Below are 15422 nucleotides of genomic sequence, written 5' to 3'. Positions count from 1 at the left end.
CAAAACGGTAACGGAATCCGCTAGGCTGTGGGGCACCACGCAGGGTCGCGAGGCGCGATCCGGCGACGAAGGGGGTGTCGGATGGGAGCGAGACGGGTGCATCGCGAGAGCATCGCGCTCCGCTCGGCCCTGCTCGCCTGGATCCTCGTCACCCTGCTGTTCGTCATCGTCGCGACGAATCCGCACGCCGCCGCGGCGAGTGTGATGCAGCTCCACGGCGCCCTGCATCGCGAGGGGGTCGTGGGAATCGTCTCGCATCGCGGTGCCGCCGCGATCGCCCCGGAGAACACGCTGACCGCCATGCGCGTCGCGTTCGAGCAGGACGTCGAGTTCGTCGAGACCGACGTGCAGGTCACCGCCGACGGCGTGCCGATCCTCATGCACGATCCCACGCTCGACCGCACGACGAGCGGGAGCGGCCCGGTCGCCGCGCACACCCTCGCCGAGATCCAGGCGCTGGACGCCGGAAGCTGGTTCGGGCCGGAGTTCGCGGGCGAGCGCGTGCCCACGCTCGAGGAGTTCGTCGCGGTGCTCGAACCCACGACCACCCGGGCCCTCGTGGAGCTGAAGGGCGTCTGGCAGCCCGAGCAGGTTGCGTCGCTCGTCGAGTTCCTGCGCTCGCACTACCTGGTGAACCGGGTGGCGCTGCAGTCCTTCGAGCTCCCGACCCTGGAGATGCTCCGCGAGACCGCACCCGAGTTCGCCCGGGTCATGCTCACCCGGGAGTGGGATCAGGCCGCGGTGGATCAGGCCGTCGCGCTGCAGGTGTCCGCGGTCGGGGCGCGCACGAAGCTCTTCGACCGCCGCCCCGAGCTCGTCGAGCAGATGCGGCCGCTCGGCATCGGCACCCTCGTTTACACGCTCAACAAGGAGCGTCGCTGGCAGCAGGCCGCCGAGGCGGGCATGGACCTCGTCGTGACCGACGACCCGGTGAGCCTCGCGGACTGGCAGGGGCGGTAGGGGGTCGACGCCCGCGAGCTCGGCGTGCGTCACATTCGACATCTCCGACCGGGCGCCCACCCGCACCTGTTAGCGTCGCAGACGACCCGATCAACAGAGGAGCCTCCACATGACCCAGCCCGCACGCGTTCAGATCGGCGCCTCCGATCTCCGTATCGCCCCGCTCGCCCTCGGGGGCAATGTCTTCGGCTGGACCGCTGATCGAGACGCCTCCTTCGACGTGCTCGACGCCTTCCTTGCCGGCGGCGGGGACTTCGTCGACACCGCCGACGGGTACTCGCACTGGGCGCCCGGGCACACGGGCGGCGAGTCCGAGACGCTGATCGGCGAGTGGCTGACCGCCCGAGGCAATCGTGACGACGTCGTGATCGCAACGAAGGTCTCCACACACCCCGCCTTTGCGGGCCTGGCCCCCGACAACGTGCGCGCTGCGGCAGCGGCGTCGCTCGCGCGATTGCAGACCGATCGCATCGACCTCTACTACGCGCACTTCGACGACGAGGAGACGCCGCTCGAGGAAACGGTCGCGGCATTCTCCGGGCTCGTCGACGACGGCACGGTGCGCGCGATCGGCGTCTCGAACTACTCGGCGGAACGGGTGGCGGAGTGGTTCCGGATCGCCCGGGACGGCGGCTACCATCTGCCTGTAGCGCTGCAGCCGCACTACAACCTCGTCGAGCGGGACTTCGAGACGAACGGTCTGCGTGCCGAGGCCGAGCGCGAAGGGCTCGCGGTCTTCCCGTACTTCTCGCTCGCCAAGGGGTTCCTCTCCGGCAAGTACCGTGCCGCCGACGATGCGACGGCGGCCGGAGCCAGCCCGCGCGCAGGGGAGGCCGTCGGCTACCTCGACGATCGCGGCCGCGCCGTGCTCGACGCACTCGACGCGGTCGCGTCCGCGCATCAGGTTCCGGTCGCCGCGGTGGCCCTCGCCTGGCTCCGACTGCAGCCGACCGTCGCCGCGCCGATCGCGAGCGCACGCTCGACCGCCCAGCTCCCGGCCCTGCTCGACTCGATCACCCTCGAGCTGAGCGCCGAGGAGCTCACAAGCCTCACCGCCGCTTCGGCCTGATCGGCGAGGTCCGCCGGAGGTGGGAGAATCGGGGGGTGACTGAGCCCCGCGATCCCGCATCGACCACCCCGGCGGACCCGAACGAGACGACCGCACCTGCCGACCCGATCGGCGCACCCGCCTCGGCCGGGGCTCACCCGGAACGGACGACGTTCGGCGTCGGACCGTGGCCGGGGGGCCGGGGCGCCTGGCCCACCGAGGCGCACTTCGATCCTGAGCTGCTGGAGCACGGCGACAGCCGCAACGTCGTCGACCGCTACCGCTACTGGCGCATGGATGCGATCGTGGCCGACCTCGACGAGCACCGCCACCCGTTCCACGTCGCCATCGAGAACTGGCAGCACGACATGAACATCGGGTCGATCGTGCGGAGTGCCAACGCGTTCGCCGCCGACACCGTGCACATCGTCGGCCGCCGGCGCTGGAACAAGCGCGGCGCGATGGTGACGGATCGCTACCAGCACGTCGAGCACCGCGAGGACGTCGCGACGCTCGTGGCGTGGGCCGCGGAGGCGGGGATCCCGATCATCGCGATCGACAACGTGCCGGGCTGCGTGCCGATGGAGACCTTCGACTGGCCGGAGCGCTGCGTGATGCTCTTCGGCCAGGAGGGGCCCGGGCTCACCGCGGAGGCGATTGCGGCGGCGGAGGCCGTGGTCGAGATCACGCAGTACGGTTCGACGCGGTCCATCAACGCCTCAGCGGCCGCCGCGGTCGCGATGTTCAGCTGGGTGCAGCAGCACTCGCCGCTCGTGCCGCGCGCCGAGACCCTGCGCTGAGTCCCTGGCGCTCACCCCCCGAGCGCGGCGGTGATCCGGGCGGGCGACAGCGCGGCGTCGATCGCGAGCTGCGCGGCACCGAGGATCGCGGCGTCCCCGCGTGCGCGTGACGGCGCGATCGTGAGGTGCTCGGTCGACAGCGGGATCGAGCGCGCGTAGACGACCTCTCGCACGCCGGCCACCAGGTGCTCGGCGGCCTGCGCCATGGTGCCGCCGATCACGATCGTGGACGGGTTCATGAGGCTCACGCAGACGGTGAGCACCTCGCCGAGGTCGCGCCCGGCCTGGCGGATCGCCTGGATCGCCGTCACGTCGCCGGTCTTGGCCAGCGCGACGACCTCGCTCGGCCGGGTCAGCGCGGCATCCGCGGTGCTCAGCGCGTGCGCGAGGGCGCGGCCCGAGGCCACGGCCTCCAGGCAGCCGCGATTGCCGCAGGGGCACGGGGTGTCCGCCGCCCGGGCGAGCGCGACGTGACCGATGTCGCCCGCGGCCCCGTGGGCACCGCGCTGCAGCCGCCCGCCCGAGATCACGCCGGCCCCGATGCCGCTCGCCACCTTGATGAAGATGAGGTCGGAGATACCGGGCCACGACGAGGTCTGCTCGCCGAGCGCCATGATGTTGACGTCGTTGTCCACGAACACGGGCGCGTCGATCTCGGCGCCGAGCGCCCCGGGAATGTCGTAGCGGTCCCACCCGGGCATGATGGGCGGATTGATCGGGCGGCCCGACGAGAACTCGACGGGGCCGGGCACCCCGACGCCGATGCCCGCCACCTGCGCGGCGGTGACGCCGGTCTGCTGCAGCAGGCGGCGTCCGGCGCCGAGGATCCAAGCGATGGCCGCGTCCGGACCCTCGGCGATGTCGCGCGACTCCGAGAACTCGGCGAGGAGACGTCCGTCGAGATCGGTCAGGGCGATGCGCGCGTGCAGAGCACCGAGATCCGCGGCCAGCACGACGCGGGCGCGCGGATTGAACGCGATCTGCGACGAGGGTCGCCCGCCCGTCGACACCGCGGCCTCCACGGGGGCGATGAGCCCGAGTTCGAGCAGCTGATCGATGCGCTGCGCCACGGTCGGCCGGGAGAGGCCCGTGAGGGCGGCGAGTTCGGCGCGCGTCCGCGGGTGACCGTCCCGGAGGAGTTGCAGGAGGCCGCCGGCCGTCGAGAAGGCGGGGCTGCCGAGATCGAGTGACCGCGTCATGGATTTAGTAAAGCACATACCCGAAGTCGGTAACGGTTCGGTTACTTATGAAAGAAGGCTTGCAAAAGTCGGACAGCGGGGTTCACAATGTGGGCATGGCCTTGGCGACGACGCAGTCCACTTCACCTCCCCGCATCGGCATGCTGGGAGCGGGGTTCATGGCGGCTGTCCACAGCCGCGCGGCCCGCTCGGCCGGGGCGGCGCTCGACGCCCTCGCCTCCGCCCGCCCCGAGAGCGCCGCTCGAGCCGCCGCCGAGCTGGGCTACTCGCGCCGGCTCGACCCGAACGCCCTCGCCGAGGAGCGCTTCGACGTCGTGCACGTCTGCACGCCGAACGACAGTCACGCCGAGTATGCCGCGCGCGCCCTCCGAGCCGGCTCGCACGTGATCTGCGAGAAACCGCTCGCGACGAGCGCGGAGGCGGCGCGGACCCTGACCGAGGCGGCCGCAGACGCCGGCCGGCTCGGCGCGGTGCCCTTCGTCTACCGCTACCACCCGATGGTGCGCGAGGCGCGCGCCCGTGTCGCCGGTGGCGCGACGGGCCGTCTGCTGACGGTGTCCGGGCAGTACCTGCAGGACTGGCTGCTCGGCGCCGACGACGAGAACTGGCGGGTCGGATCCCAGGCCGGGGGGCCCTCGCGGGCCTTCGCCGACATCGGCTCGCACCTCGTGGACCTCATCGAGTTCGTGTGCGGTGAACGCATCGTGCGGCTCGCCGCCACTGCGCGCACGGTGCACGAGCAGCGCGGCGGGCACCCGGTCGACACCGAGGACGCGGTTGCGCTGGTCGTCGAGTTCTCGAGCGGGGCGATCGGCACGCTGCTCGTGTCGCAGGTCGCACCCGGACGCAAGAACGGCCTCGTGTTCGAACTCGCGGGCACCGAGGAGAGCCTTCGCTTCGAGCAAGAGGATCCGGAACGGCTCTGGGTCGGCGGCCGGAGCGCGTCGCAGTTACTGCGGCGCGATCCCGATCAGCTCTCACCCGAGGCGGCACGCCTGTGCGTCGTGCCCGCCGGGCACCCGCAGGGCTACCAGGACGCGTTCAATGCGTTCGTCGCCGACGCCTACGCCGTCACCCGCGGGCAAACCCGCGAGGCGCTGCCGACCTTCGCCGACGGGCTGCGCGCCGCGATCGTCACGGAGGCCGTGCTCGAGTCGGTGCGGACCCGGGCCTGGGTGGAGGTGAGTGCACGATGAGCACTGCGATCCTCACGGCGACCGATGTGCGGAAGCAGTTCTTCGGGGTCGAGGTGCTACACGGCGTCTCCCTGCAGCTGCACCCGGGATCGGTGCACGGCCTCGTCGGCGAGAACGGCGCCGGCAAGTCGACGCTCATGAAGATCATCGCGGGGGTGTACCGCCGCGACGGCGGTGACGTCACCCTCGACGGTCGGAGCGTGGACTTCGGGCACCCGGTCGAGGCGGGCCGAGCCGGAGTCGCCACGGTCTTCCAGGAGTTCAACCTGCTCCCCGACCGCACCGTCGCGCAAAACGTCTACCTGGGCCGGGAGCCGATTCGGCGCGGTCTGGTCGACACCCGCGCGATGGCTCGCTCCACCCGCGAGCTGCTCGACGACCTCGGGGTCGAGGGCATCGATCCCGGCGCCAAGGTGGGCGGCCTGACCGTCGCCGAGCAGCAGATCGTCGAGATCGTGAAGGCGCTCTCGGTGAATGCCCGGGTGATCTGCATGGACGAGCCGACCGCGGCCCTCGCCGACCACGAGGTCGGGATCCTCTACCGGATCATCCGGCGGCTGCAGGAGCGCGACGTCGCGGTGCTCTACGTTTCGCACCGCCTGCGCGAGATCTTCGACCTCTGCGACACGATCACCGTGCTGAAGGACGGGGCGCTCGTGTCCTCCGGTCCCGCGGCCGACCTCGATCAGACCACCCTCGTGCGGCGCATGGTCGGGCGCCCGCTCAGTGCGTTCTTCCCCGACCCGGCACCCGGCACGATGATCGGTGAGACGATCGTGTCGGTGCGCGGGGGCGGCAACGACCAGCTCGACGGCATCGATCTCGACCTCCGCGCGGGCGAGGTCGTGGGCGTCTCGGGGCTCCAAGGATCCGGTCGCACTGAGCTCTCCGAGGCGCTTTTCGGCACGGCACCCTTCGTCCGAGGCGAACTGCGCATCGACGGTACCGAGGCGCGGGTCCGGAGCGCACGGGCGGCCGTGCGGCGCGGGATCGCACTCGTGACAGAGGACCGCAAGCGCACCGGCCTCGCGCTGAACCAGTCGCTGCTCGACAACGCGCTGCTCGCGATCCGGAGCGTCTTCCCCGGCCGCACGCGCACGACGCGGGGGGCGATGCCCGGCATCTTCACCTCCCTCGAGGTCGTCAGCCAGGGCATGCAGCAGGAGGTGCAGGTGCTCTCCGGCGGCAACCAGCAGAAGGTGGTGCTCGCGAAGTGGCTCGCGACGGAGCCGCGGGTCGTGCTGCTCGACGAGCCCACCCGCGGCATCGACGTCGGCGCGAAGGTGGCGGTGTACCAGTTGATCCGGGATCTCGCGCAGCGCGGCGTCGCGATCCTGCTGATCTCGAGTGAACTGCCCGAGGTGATCGGCATGGCCGATCGACTGATCGTGATGCGCGACGGCCGGATCGCCGGCGAGCTGCCGGGCGGCGCCTCCGAAGAGGCGGTGCTCGCGCTCGCCGCGGGGGCGGCCGGGCTCATCGCGACCGAGGAAGCCGCGGCCGAGGCGGCGGCCGAACGCGCCGGGGAGCACCTCGCCACTGAGCGCTCCGGCGCGCTCACCGACACCGACACCGAGCGCTCCGGCGCGCACACCGACACCGAGGGAGGCGACCGATGAGCGCGCTGCGTACGACCCTGCGACGGCTCGACACCACCGTGATCGTGTACGTCGCCCTGCTCGCGGTGCTGCTGCTCAGCGCGATTCTCGTTTCGACCGTCGGCCGCAACCTCTTCAGCGCGGGCAGTATTCGCGACATCCTGACGGGCATGAGCGTGCTGGGGTTCGTGGCGATCGGCCAGACGCTCGTGATCCTCGGGGGCTCCCTCGACCTGTCGGTGCCCTACGTCGTGAGTCTGACCAGCCTCATCGCCGCGCAGACCATGAGCGACCGTGAGGGCATGATCGTGCCCGGGGTGCTGCTGGCGCTCGCGGTCGCCGCGGTCATCGGGCTCGTGAACGGGCTCATCGTCACGGTGCTCCGGGTGCACGGCTTCGTCGCGACGCTCGGTGTCGGGCTGATCCTGAAGGGGTACCTCGACACCAACTACAAGGGCACGGCGGGGTCGGTGCCGTGGGGCTTCCAGCTCTTCGGCGCGACCGGCATCGGGCCGGTCCCGGTCTCGACGATCCTCATGCTCGCGCTCGCCGCGGCGGTGGCCTTCCTGCTCGCCCGGTCCCGCTTCGGTCACCACCTCTACGCGGTCGGCGGCGGGCCCGATGTCGCGCGGCTCTCGGGGGTGCGCACGCAACTGCCGCTCATCACGGCGCACATTGTCTGTTCCGTCTTCGCCGGTATCGCCGGCCTGCTTCTCGCAAGCCGGCTGGGCGTCGGCAGTCCGACCGTGGGCACGCAGGGCGGCTACGACCTGCTGTCGATCGCCGCGGTGGTGCTCGGCGGCACGCTGCTGGCCGGCGGGCGCGGCACGATCTGGGGCACGATCGGCGGCGTGGCGATCTTCGCGGTGCTCGACAACCTCATGAGCGTGCTGCAGGTGAACCCGTTCCTCAAGGACGTGGTGCGCGGTGTGGTGATCGTCGCCGCCGTCGCCGTCTACTCCCGGCGCCGACTGGTGGCGCGCCGAAGCCGCTTCGCGTCGGACGGATCGGCGGTGGCGCCACCCGACGCGCCGGTGCTGGTGTCCGAGGGATCCGAGGGAGGTGCCCGATGAGCGCCGACGTGCACGCCGCACCCTCGCCCGCGGCCCGATTCCTCCGCACGCTCATCAGCCCCCGCGGAGCGGTCTTCCTGCTCCTCGCCGTGCTGCTGATCGCGATCATCGCGCTGAACCCGAGCTTCGCGGAGCCGAGCCAACTCGTCCGCTTCATCCAGCGCGTCGCACCGATCGCCATCGTGGCCATCGGCCAGTACTTCGTGATCGTGAGCGGTGAGTTCGACCTGTCGATGGGATCGCTCGTCACGACGCAGGTCGTGCTCGCGGGCACCCTCATCGGCCAGGACGACAGCAAGGTGCTGCCGGTGCTGCTGCTCCTCATCGTGATCGGGGTGGTGGTCGGCCTCGTGAACGGGCTCGTGACGACACTGCTCCGCGTCCCCTCGTTCATCGTCACCCTCGGCATGATGCTCGCGCTCTACGGCGGCGTGATGTGGTGGACCGGGGGTGCGGCCTCGGGCAATCCCGCCGATTCCTTCCGTCAGGTCGGGCGGGGCGGGATCGCGGACCTGCCGATCGTCGGCATGCTGCCCTGGGCCGTCATCGTGCTCGCCGTGGTCGTGGCCCTCGCGATCTGGCTGTCGCGTCGCCCCTTCGGTCGGGTGCTCGTGGCGATCGGCGACAATCCGCAGGCGAGCGCGTTCGCCGGGGCGACGGTGTGGCGCACGAAGACCGCTGCGTTTGTCATCTCCTCGCTGTCCGCCACCCTCGCGGGCATCCTGCTCGTGGGGTACGCGGGGGTCCACCCGTCGGTCGGCCGCGGGTACGAGTTCATCGCGATCACGGCCGTGGTGCTGGGCGGCGTGGTGCTCGGCGGAGGTCGCGGCCACGTCGTCGGCGCCCTCGCTGGCGCGTTCGCGCTCGAGTCCCTCTTCACCCTGCTCAACTTCACCTCGGTGCCCTCGACGGCTCGCGACGCGATCCAGGGTGTGATCATCATCGCCGCGGTCGCCTACTCTGGCGTGGTGTTCACGGCCCGACGTCGCGCGGCCCCGGTGACGGGCACCGAGACGCGGCCGGTCCCGACGCCCGGCCCCTCAGACTCCTGGGATCCCGCAGCCGCGGGGGCACCCAGTGCTGCACCACCCGGATCCCCCGGGTCAGCAACGACGGGGAGCATCCCGTCACCCGATCCCGCCGGCGACGATGCTGCGCGGGGGACCAACACGAAGGAGAACCGATCATGAAACGATCGCTACGCATGGCGACGGGTCTCGTCGCGGCGGGTTCGCTCATCCTGCTCGCGGGGTGCACGACCGATCCGTCAGTGGAAGCGCCCGAGACGAGCGAGGAGGTGACCGAGGAGGCATCGAGCGAGGAGTGGTTCGACCAGGCCCTGTTCGACAAGCAGGACGCCGAACGGTCCGTCACCCCCGAGGGCCGGAGGATCAGCCCTACCTGCAGACCATCAACGCGGAGATGGGCGACACCTCGGAGTTCGCGACGGAGGGACCGATGAAGGTCTGCTTCGCCAACGCGTCCATCTCGAACCCGTGGCGCCAGACCGGCTGGATCACGATGAACGAGCAGCTGAAGGTGCTGCAGGAGTCGGGCGTGATCTCCGAGATGGAGACCCGCGACGCGCAGGACAGCGATGACACGCAGATCGCCGACATCGACTACTTCATCGCCGAGGGCAACTGCGACGGCTTCATCATCTCGCCCAACAGCACCGCGGCAATGACCCCCGCGGTCGAGCGCGCGTGCGCGACCGGCAAGCCCGTCGTGGTCTTCGACCGCGGCGTGCAGACCGACTGCGCCGTCTCCTTCATCCACCCGATCGGCGGCTTCGCCTGGGGGATCGACACCGCCGAGTTCCTGATCGACGAGCTCGAGCCGGGTGACAAGGTCGTGGCACTCCGGATCCTGCCGGGTGTGGATGTGCTCGAGCAGCGCTGGGCGGCGGCGGAGAAACTGTTCTCCGAGAACGACATCGAGGCCGTGGACTACTTCACGGGCGCCGATCCGGCCGAGATCAAGAAGATCATCTCGGACGAGCTCGCCAAGGGCGACGTGCAAGGCATCTGGATGGACGCCGGTGACGGCGCCGTCGCCGCGATCGAGGCCTTCGAGGACGCGGGCAAGGAGTACCCCGTGATGACGGGGGAGGACGAGCTGAGCTTCCTGCGCAAGTGGAAGGAGACCGGGTTGACCGGCCTCGCACCCGTCTACTCGAACTTCCAGTGGCGCACACCGCTCCTCGCCCTCGAGAAGATCTTCAAGGGTGAAGAGGTGCCGACCGAGTGGGTGCTGCCGCAGAGCCCGATCACCGCGGCCGAGCTCGACGAGTACCTCGACCGCAACGAGGGGATGCCCGACGGGCACTACGCCAAGTTCGGTGGAGAGGATCTTCCGGGGTACCCGAAGGTCTGGCAGGATCGGGTCATCCCGTAAGTCAGCGGAGCGTTCGCCGGGGCAATCCCTGCGAGGACTGAGACAGGGGACCCCGGCGCGTCGCTCGCGACGCGCCAACCCTGAGGCGTCCTCGCAGGGATTGCCCCGGCGAACTCGACCATCGAGAAACCCGTGAAGGTGTAAAAGGGGGAGCAGTGCAGCGAGAGCTCGGGGTGAACACGTGGGTGTGGACGTCCCCACTCGATGACGACGGACTTGAGGCGATCGCGCGGAAGGCCCAGGGGTTCGGGTACCAGCTGCTCGAACTGCCGGTCGAGCGCCCGGGCGACTGGGACCCCGCGCTCGCGCGGGAGCGGCTCGACGCACGGGGCATGGGTGCGCGGGTCGTCGGGGCGATGGGCGAGGGGCGGGATCTGCTCGACTCCGCCACGGTCGCCGCCACACAGGACTATCTGCGGCACTGCGTGGACGTGGCCGAGACGGTCGGGTCGCCGACCGTCGCCGGTCCGTTCACCGCCCGCACCGGCCGCGTCTGGCGTATGGACCCGGCGGAGCGGGCGCGGGCGATCGCTGCCCTGCGGGAGGCGCTCGCGCCGGTGGCCGGCTACGCCGCGGAGCGGGGCATCCTCCTCGCGATCGAGCCGCTCAACCGGTACGAGACGAGCCTCATCAACACGGTCGCGCAGGCGCTCGACGCCCTCGAGCCGCTGCTGGGACAGGGGGTCGGCCTCGCGCTCGACAGCTACCACCTGAACATCGAGGAGCGCTCGCCCGCCGAGGCGATCCGGCTGGCGGGGCCTCACTGCCGCGTCGTGCAGGTCTGCGGCAACGATCGCGGCCCGGTCGGCGTGGATCACACCGACTGGGAGTCGTTCTTCGACGCGCTCGACGACATCTGCTACGCGGGCGCACTGACGCTCGAGAGTTTCACGGGAAACAACGACACCATCGCCACGGCCGCCTCCATCTGGCGTCCGCTGGCCGACTCGCAGGACGATCTCGCCCGGATCTCCGCCGAGTTCCTCATCGACCTGCAGGACCGAAGGAGCAGCTGACATGACCGCGCACGAGACCTCGCACCCCGTCACCCTCTTCACCGGGCAGTGGGCGGACCTGCCATTCGAGGAGGTCGCGCGATTGGCCGCGGAGTGGGGGTACGACGGCCTGGAGATCGCCTGCTCCGGAGATCACCTCGACCTGCAGCGCGCCGACGAGGACGACGCCTACCTCCGGTCGCGTCTCGAGATCCTCGACCGTCACGGGCTCGGGGTCTGGGCCATCTCCAACCACCTCGCGGGGCAGGCGGTGTGCGACGATCCGATCGACTTCCGGCACCAGGCCATCGTGCGGCCGTACGTGTGGGGCGACGGCGAGGCCGAGGGCGTGCGCCAGCGGGCAGCCGTCGACATGCAGCGCGCCGCTCGAGTGGCACGGAAGCTCGGGGTCGACACCGTGGTCGGGTTCACCGGATCCCGGATCTGGCCGTACGTCGCGATGTTCCCGCCGGTGCCGGCGGACGTGATCGAGGCGGGGTACGAGGACTTCGCCGCGCGCTGGAACCCGATCCTCGACGTGTTCGACGCCGAGGGCGTGCGGTTCGCGCACGAGGTGCACCCGTCGGAGATCGCCTACGACTACTGGACCACCGTGCGCGCGCTGGAGGCGATCGGGCACCGGAGCGCGTTCGGGCTCAACTGGGATCCGAGCCACCTGCTCTGGCAGGGCGTCGACCCCATCGGCTTCATCACCGACTTCGCCGACCGTGTGTACCACGTCGACTGCAAGGACACCCGGCTGCGCCCGCCGAGCGGACGCAGCGGGATCCTCGGGTCCCACCTGCCGTGGGGTGATCCGCGGCGGGGCTGGGACTTCGTCTCCACCGGGCACGGCGACATGCACTGGGAAGACGCGTTCCGCGCCCTGGGCTCCATCGGGTACACCGGCCCGATCTCGATCGAGTGGGAGGACGCGGGCATGGACCGCCTGCACGGCGCGGCCGAGGCCGTTGGCGCGATCCGGAAGCTGCTCTGGAAGCGGCCGGATGCCTCGTTCGACGCCGCGTTCTCGAACCAGTAGTCGCAACCGGCCGCTCACGACCCGCGCTCGAGACGGTCGGCTGCGGAGGATCCGCGCCCGCTACACCACGTCGCGGCGCCAGCGCAGCAGCCAGCCCGCGAGCAGCGCGACGACCGCGTAGGCGAGCAGCACGAGCAGACCGGTCCAGATCCCGAGGCCGTCGGAGGCCGCGGGGGCGGTGGGATCGAGGGCCGACAGGCTGCTCATCACACTCGCGCCGACGAACGCGTCGGTCGCGGCACCCGGCAGGAACTTCGCGACCTGCGCGCTCCAGTCCCAGAACTGCGCCCCGGTGCGGAGCACGGGTTCGAGGAACTGGGTGAAGACGAGTGCGAGCACGATCGCGAACGCCTGATTGCGCACGAGCACGCCGATCCCGAACCCGATGATCGCCCAGATGGCGATCGCCGCGAGCACCCGTACGATCAGCAGCCAGGTCTCGCCCGAGCCGAGCATGGGGTCCCCGACGGTGGCGGCGAGCACCGGGGCCCCCGCGCCCACCGCGCCGACGAGCCCGGCGATGCCGATCACCACGCCAACCACGAGCAGGACGATCGTTTTACTCGCGAGCACGATGCCGCGCTGGGGCTCCAGCGTGAACGCGAGCCCCAGCGTGCCGTGCCGGAGCTCGCCCGTCGCCATGAGCGCGCCGAACAGCAGCGGGATCACGTAGCCGAACGTCGACACGGAGGAATAGACCATGTTCGCGCTCTCCTGCGCGGGCAGACTCACCCCGGTGCCGTCCATCGCGTCGCCGAGCGCGCCGAACATGAACGCGAAGAGTCCGCCCATGAAGGCGGAGTAGGCCGCGAGCACGATCGCGAGGATCCACCACAGCTTCGTCGAGCGGACCTTGCGGAACTCGGAGGACAGGCTCCGACTCAGGCGGCTCATGCGGCGCCCCCTTCCACGAGCTCGAGGAAGCTCTGTTCGAGTTCGCTCTCCTCCACGCTGAGGTGGGAGAGCGGGATCGCGGCCGCGAGTGCGACACGACCGACGGCGTCGGGATCCAGACCCGCGACGCGCATCACCTGGCCGCGCACGCCGTGCACCTCGGCGCCGGCCTCCTGCAGCGCTCGCGCGAGCCCGGGCTGGTCGCTCGCCGAGACGAGCACCGCGCGCTCACCCGACGTGTCCTGGAGCTCCTGGAGCGTGCCGGCGTAGGCGAGTTCGCCGCGTCGGATCACGACCACGTCGTCGACGGTCTGCTGCACCTCGCTGAGCAGGTGCGAGGAGAGGAGCACGGTCTTGCCCTCTCGGGCGAGGTGCTGGAGGAACAGTCGGATCCAGCGGATGCCCTCGGGGTCGAGGCCGTTGATCGGTTCGTCGAGCAGGATCACCTGCGGATCGCCGAGGAGCGCAGCGGCCAGTGCGAGGCGCTGGCGCATGCCGAGCGAGTATCCACCGGTCTTGCGGTCGGCCGCGTCGGTCATGCCGACGAGCTCGAGGGTGTCGGCGACGACGGACTCGGGGACCCCGATCCCGCGCCGCACGATGTCGAGGTGCGCGCGGCCGGTGTGCGCTGGGTGGAAGTGGGCGGAGAGCGAGGCGCCGACGGTGCGGGCGGGGCGATCGAGCTCGGCGTAGGACGTGCCGCCGATCGTCGCGGTGCCGGCGTCGGGGCGGACGAGGCCGAGCACCATCGCGAGGGTCGTGGTCTTGCCCGAGCCGTTAGGGCCGAGGAAGCCGGTGACCCGGCCCGGAACCGCCGTGAAGCTGAGCTCGTGCACCGCCTGCACGCCGCCGAAGCGCTTCGAGAGGCCGGTCACTTCGACCAGGCCATTCGCCGGTTCTGCCATGTTCGCTCCCTCGCTCGGTCCCTCCAGTCTGTCAGACGGGCCGGTTCGGTGCCGGGGCGGGGCGAACGATCCGGACGGGCGGAGCGGGTGACGGGAGCGGGTGCTCGGAGCGGGTGCCCGAAGCAGCTAGTGCCCGCCGCCCGTGTAGGGGCCCGTGACCGCGAGGCGCTCGAGGTGCGCGGCGAGCGCGAAGCGCGGATCCACCGTGGTGTCCTCGCCCGCCACCAGCTGCGCGGCCCACTCGCCGACCTGCGGGGAGAACTTGAAACCATGCCCCGACATGCCCGTCAGGGTGACGACCCGCCCGCTCGCGCTGCGGTCGATCACGGGCAGACGATCCGGCGTGTAGGCGCAGTGGTGCACACTCTGCCGCACCGGCTCCGGGTTGATGCCGTTGAAGAGCTCCGCGGCGCGCTGCCCGATCTTGATGAGTTCTTCGCGGGTGTGCGAGGTCGGCACCTCGGCGACGTCGCGGAACACGGGCCACTCGGGGTTGGTGCAGGCCTTGAAGGCGTAGCCGTCGAAGCTCGGGGCGCCGAAGAAGTGCACGGGGCCAGAGTCGCGGAGGAACACCGGGAAGCGCTCGGGCACAAACAGCTCGGGTTGCTTCGGCATGAACCACGTGAGGCCGAGCACCTGCAGGCGGAGCAGGTCGTTGAGCTCCGGGAATAGGCGGGTCGACCAGGATCCCGAAGCGACCACAACGGTATCGGCCAGCCAGGATCCCTGCGTCGTTCGCACCACCACCCCGTCGGCGCGCTCCTCGATGCCGAGCACGGGGGTGTTGAAGTACAGCTTCGCGCCGTTCGATTCGGCCACGTCGAGCGCGCTCATCACCGCGACCTCGGGGCGGAGGCCACCGCCGTGGGCGTCGAGCAGGCCGATGTCGCCATCTTGAATGCGGTGCTGCGGGTACTCGGCGCGCAACTCGCTGTCGCTGAGTACACGGTGCGGAAGATCGAACTCCGCGACGGTGCCGAGCGCGGTGACGAGATCCGGGAAGCCCTCGGGGGCGATGCTGAGCGCACCGACCTCGGTGTAAATGTCGCGGCCAGACTCACGCTCGAGTTCACGCCACAGATCGCGCGAGCGCTGGATCATGCGCACGTACGTGCCGCCCTCGTGCACTGCGGTGCGAAACACACGGGACTCCCCGGCGTACGAGCCGTGGGAGTGTACCCGTCCGAACTGCTCAATGCCGACGACCTCCAGGCCCTCGCGCTTGCTGAGCTGCCAGAGCGCCATCGCCCCGACCGTACCCGCGCCGATGACGACGACGTTCGTTTTTTGCATGTCCATGTTGTGCTCTTCTCTG

General features: G+C 70.6%; 13 protein-coding genes and 1 pseudogene. 10 read left to right on the top strand and 4 right to left on the bottom strand.

Translation table 11 applies throughout. From position 1 onward, the window contains the following. The first annotated feature begins 81 nt into the window (after positions 1 to 81). The 3 genes from MUN76_RS08180 (at position 82) to MUN76_RS08170 (ending at position 2808) form a co-directional block, all read left to right on the top strand. Positions 82 to 960 carry a glycerophosphodiester phosphodiesterase gene (locus tag MUN76_RS08180; protein ID WP_244683853.1) on the top strand — a complete coding sequence of 293 codons (879 nt, stop codon included), beginning with the start codon at positions 82 to 84 and terminating at the stop codon, positions 958 to 960. Positions 961 to 1069: 109 nt separating this feature from the next. Then, positions 1070 to 2029 carry an aldo/keto reductase gene (locus MUN76_RS08175; protein ID WP_244683852.1) on the top strand — a complete coding sequence of 320 codons (960 nt, stop codon included), beginning with the start codon at positions 1070 to 1072 and terminating at the stop codon, positions 2027 to 2029. Positions 2030 to 2136: 107 nt separating this feature from the next. Then, the gene (locus tag MUN76_RS08170) at positions 2137 to 2808 is read left to right on the top strand and encodes a TrmH family RNA methyltransferase (RefSeq protein WP_244688723.1); all 672 of its coding nucleotides are present in this window, start codon (positions 2137 to 2139) and stop codon (positions 2806 to 2808) included. An 11-nt stretch (positions 2809 to 2819) separates the two neighbouring features. Here the strand turns inward: MUN76_RS08170 and MUN76_RS08165 are convergent, their stop codons facing one another. Then, positions 2820 to 4007, bottom strand: a complete 1188-nt coding sequence (locus MUN76_RS08165; protein WP_244683851.1) for an ROK family transcriptional regulator — start codon at positions 4005 to 4007, stop codon at positions 2820 to 2822. A 140-nt stretch (positions 4008 to 4147) separates the two neighbouring features. On the opposite strand from MUN76_RS08165, the gene MUN76_RS08160 reads away from it, so the two are divergent. From MUN76_RS08160 to MUN76_RS08130, 7 genes and pseudogenes are all read left to right on the top strand, one after another. Continuing rightward, entirely contained in the window at positions 4148 to 5203 is a 1056-nt protein-coding gene (locus tag MUN76_RS08160; RefSeq protein ID WP_256451819.1) for a Gfo/Idh/MocA family protein, read from the top strand. Beyond that, positions 5200 to 6822: a sugar ABC transporter ATP-binding protein gene (locus MUN76_RS08155; protein WP_244683849.1), complete on the top strand. Its 1623-nt coding sequence runs from the start codon at positions 5200 to 5202 to the stop codon at positions 6820 to 6822. The genes MUN76_RS08160 and MUN76_RS08155 overlap by 4 nt, the downstream gene beginning before the upstream one ends. Next, on the top strand, positions 6819 to 7874 hold the full coding sequence (locus MUN76_RS08150) for an ABC transporter permease (protein ID WP_244683848.1): 1056 nt from the start codon (positions 6819 to 6821) through the stop codon (positions 7872 to 7874). Before MUN76_RS08155 ends, MUN76_RS08150 begins: the two co-directional genes overlap by 4 nt. Continuing rightward, a complete protein-coding gene (locus MUN76_RS08145) occupies positions 7871 to 9064 on the top strand; it encodes an ABC transporter permease (RefSeq protein WP_244683847.1) in 1194 nt (397 codons plus the stop codon). The genes MUN76_RS08150 and MUN76_RS08145 overlap by 4 nt, the downstream gene beginning before the upstream one ends. Continuing rightward, positions 9061 to 10271, top strand: a pseudogene (locus MUN76_RS08140) (substrate-binding domain-containing protein). The gene MUN76_RS08145 and the pseudogene MUN76_RS08140 overlap by 4 nt, the downstream one beginning before the upstream one ends. Positions 10272 to 10426: 155 nt before the next feature. Next, positions 10427 to 11287 carry a sugar phosphate isomerase/epimerase family protein gene (locus tag MUN76_RS08135; RefSeq protein WP_244683845.1) on the top strand — a complete coding sequence of 287 codons (861 nt, stop codon included), beginning with the start codon at positions 10427 to 10429 and terminating at the stop codon, positions 11285 to 11287. A gap of 1 nt (position 11288) precedes the next feature. Then, positions 11289 to 12308, top strand: coding sequence for a sugar phosphate isomerase/epimerase family protein (locus MUN76_RS08130; RefSeq protein WP_244683844.1), 1020 nt, complete (start codon positions 11289 to 11291; stop codon positions 12306 to 12308). A 60-nt stretch (positions 12309 to 12368) separates the two neighbouring features. Here MUN76_RS08130 and MUN76_RS08125 read toward each other — a convergent pair whose 3' ends face one another. The 3 genes from MUN76_RS08125 to solA form a co-directional block, all read right to left on the bottom strand. Next, positions 12369 to 13202 (bottom strand): ABC transporter permease, encoded by an 834-nt coding sequence (locus tag MUN76_RS08125; RefSeq protein WP_244683842.1) that lies wholly within the window; start codon positions 13200 to 13202, stop codon positions 12369 to 12371. Further along, a complete protein-coding gene (locus MUN76_RS08120; protein ID WP_244683840.1) occupies positions 13199 to 14107 on the bottom strand; it encodes an ATP-binding cassette domain-containing protein in 909 nt (302 codons plus the stop codon). Before MUN76_RS08120 ends, MUN76_RS08125 begins: the two co-directional genes overlap by 4 nt. Positions 14108 to 14233: 126 nt before the next feature. Then, positions 14234 to 15406: an N-methyl-L-tryptophan oxidase gene (gene solA / locus MUN76_RS08115; RefSeq protein WP_244683839.1), complete on the bottom strand. Its 1173-nt coding sequence runs from the start codon at positions 15404 to 15406 to the stop codon at positions 14234 to 14236. Positions 15407 to 15422: the final 16 nt, after the last annotated feature.

Source organism: Leucobacter rhizosphaerae, from assembly GCF_022919175.1.
In the GTDB taxonomy this organism is placed as follows: Bacteria; Actinomycetota; Actinomycetes; order Actinomycetales; family Microbacteriaceae; genus Leucobacter; species Leucobacter rhizosphaerae.
The sequence above is the reverse complement of the archived record's forward strand: the minus strand, read 5'-3'. Positions and strand labels throughout refer to the sequence as shown.

Coding starts and splice junctions, on each gene's coding strand:
- MUN76_RS08180 (WP_244683853.1), top strand. CDS start 82: ATGGGAGCGAGACGGGTGCATCGCGAGAGCATCGCGCTCCGCTCGGCC.
- MUN76_RS08175 (WP_244683852.1), top strand. CDS start 1,070: ATGACCCAGCCCGCACGCGTTCAGATCGGCGCCTCCGATCTCCGTATC.
- MUN76_RS08165 (WP_244683851.1), bottom strand. CDS start 4,007: ATGACGCGGTCACTCGATCTCGGCAGCCCCGCCTTCTCGACGGCCGGC.
- MUN76_RS08160 (WP_256451819.1), top strand. CDS start 4,148: ATGCTGGGAGCGGGGTTCATGGCGGCTGTCCACAGCCGCGCGGCCCGC.
- MUN76_RS08155 (WP_244683849.1), top strand. CDS start 5,200: ATGAGCACTGCGATCCTCACGGCGACCGATGTGCGGAAGCAGTTCTTC.
- MUN76_RS08150 (WP_244683848.1), top strand. CDS start 6,819: ATGAGCGCGCTGCGTACGACCCTGCGACGGCTCGACACCACCGTGATC.
- MUN76_RS08145 (WP_244683847.1), top strand. CDS start 7,871: ATGAGCGCCGACGTGCACGCCGCACCCTCGCCCGCGGCCCGATTCCTC.
- MUN76_RS08130 (WP_244683844.1), top strand. CDS start 11,289: ATGACCGCGCACGAGACCTCGCACCCCGTCACCCTCTTCACCGGGCAG.
- MUN76_RS08125 (WP_244683842.1), bottom strand. CDS start 13,202: ATGAGCCGCCTGAGTCGGAGCCTGTCCTCCGAGTTCCGCAAGGTCCGC.
- MUN76_RS08120 (WP_244683840.1), bottom strand. CDS start 14,107: ATGGCAGAACCGGCGAATGGCCTGGTCGAAGTGACCGGCCTCTCGAAG.
- solA (WP_244683839.1), bottom strand. CDS start 15,406: ATGGACATGCAAAAAACGAACGTCGTCGTCATCGGCGCGGGTACGGTC.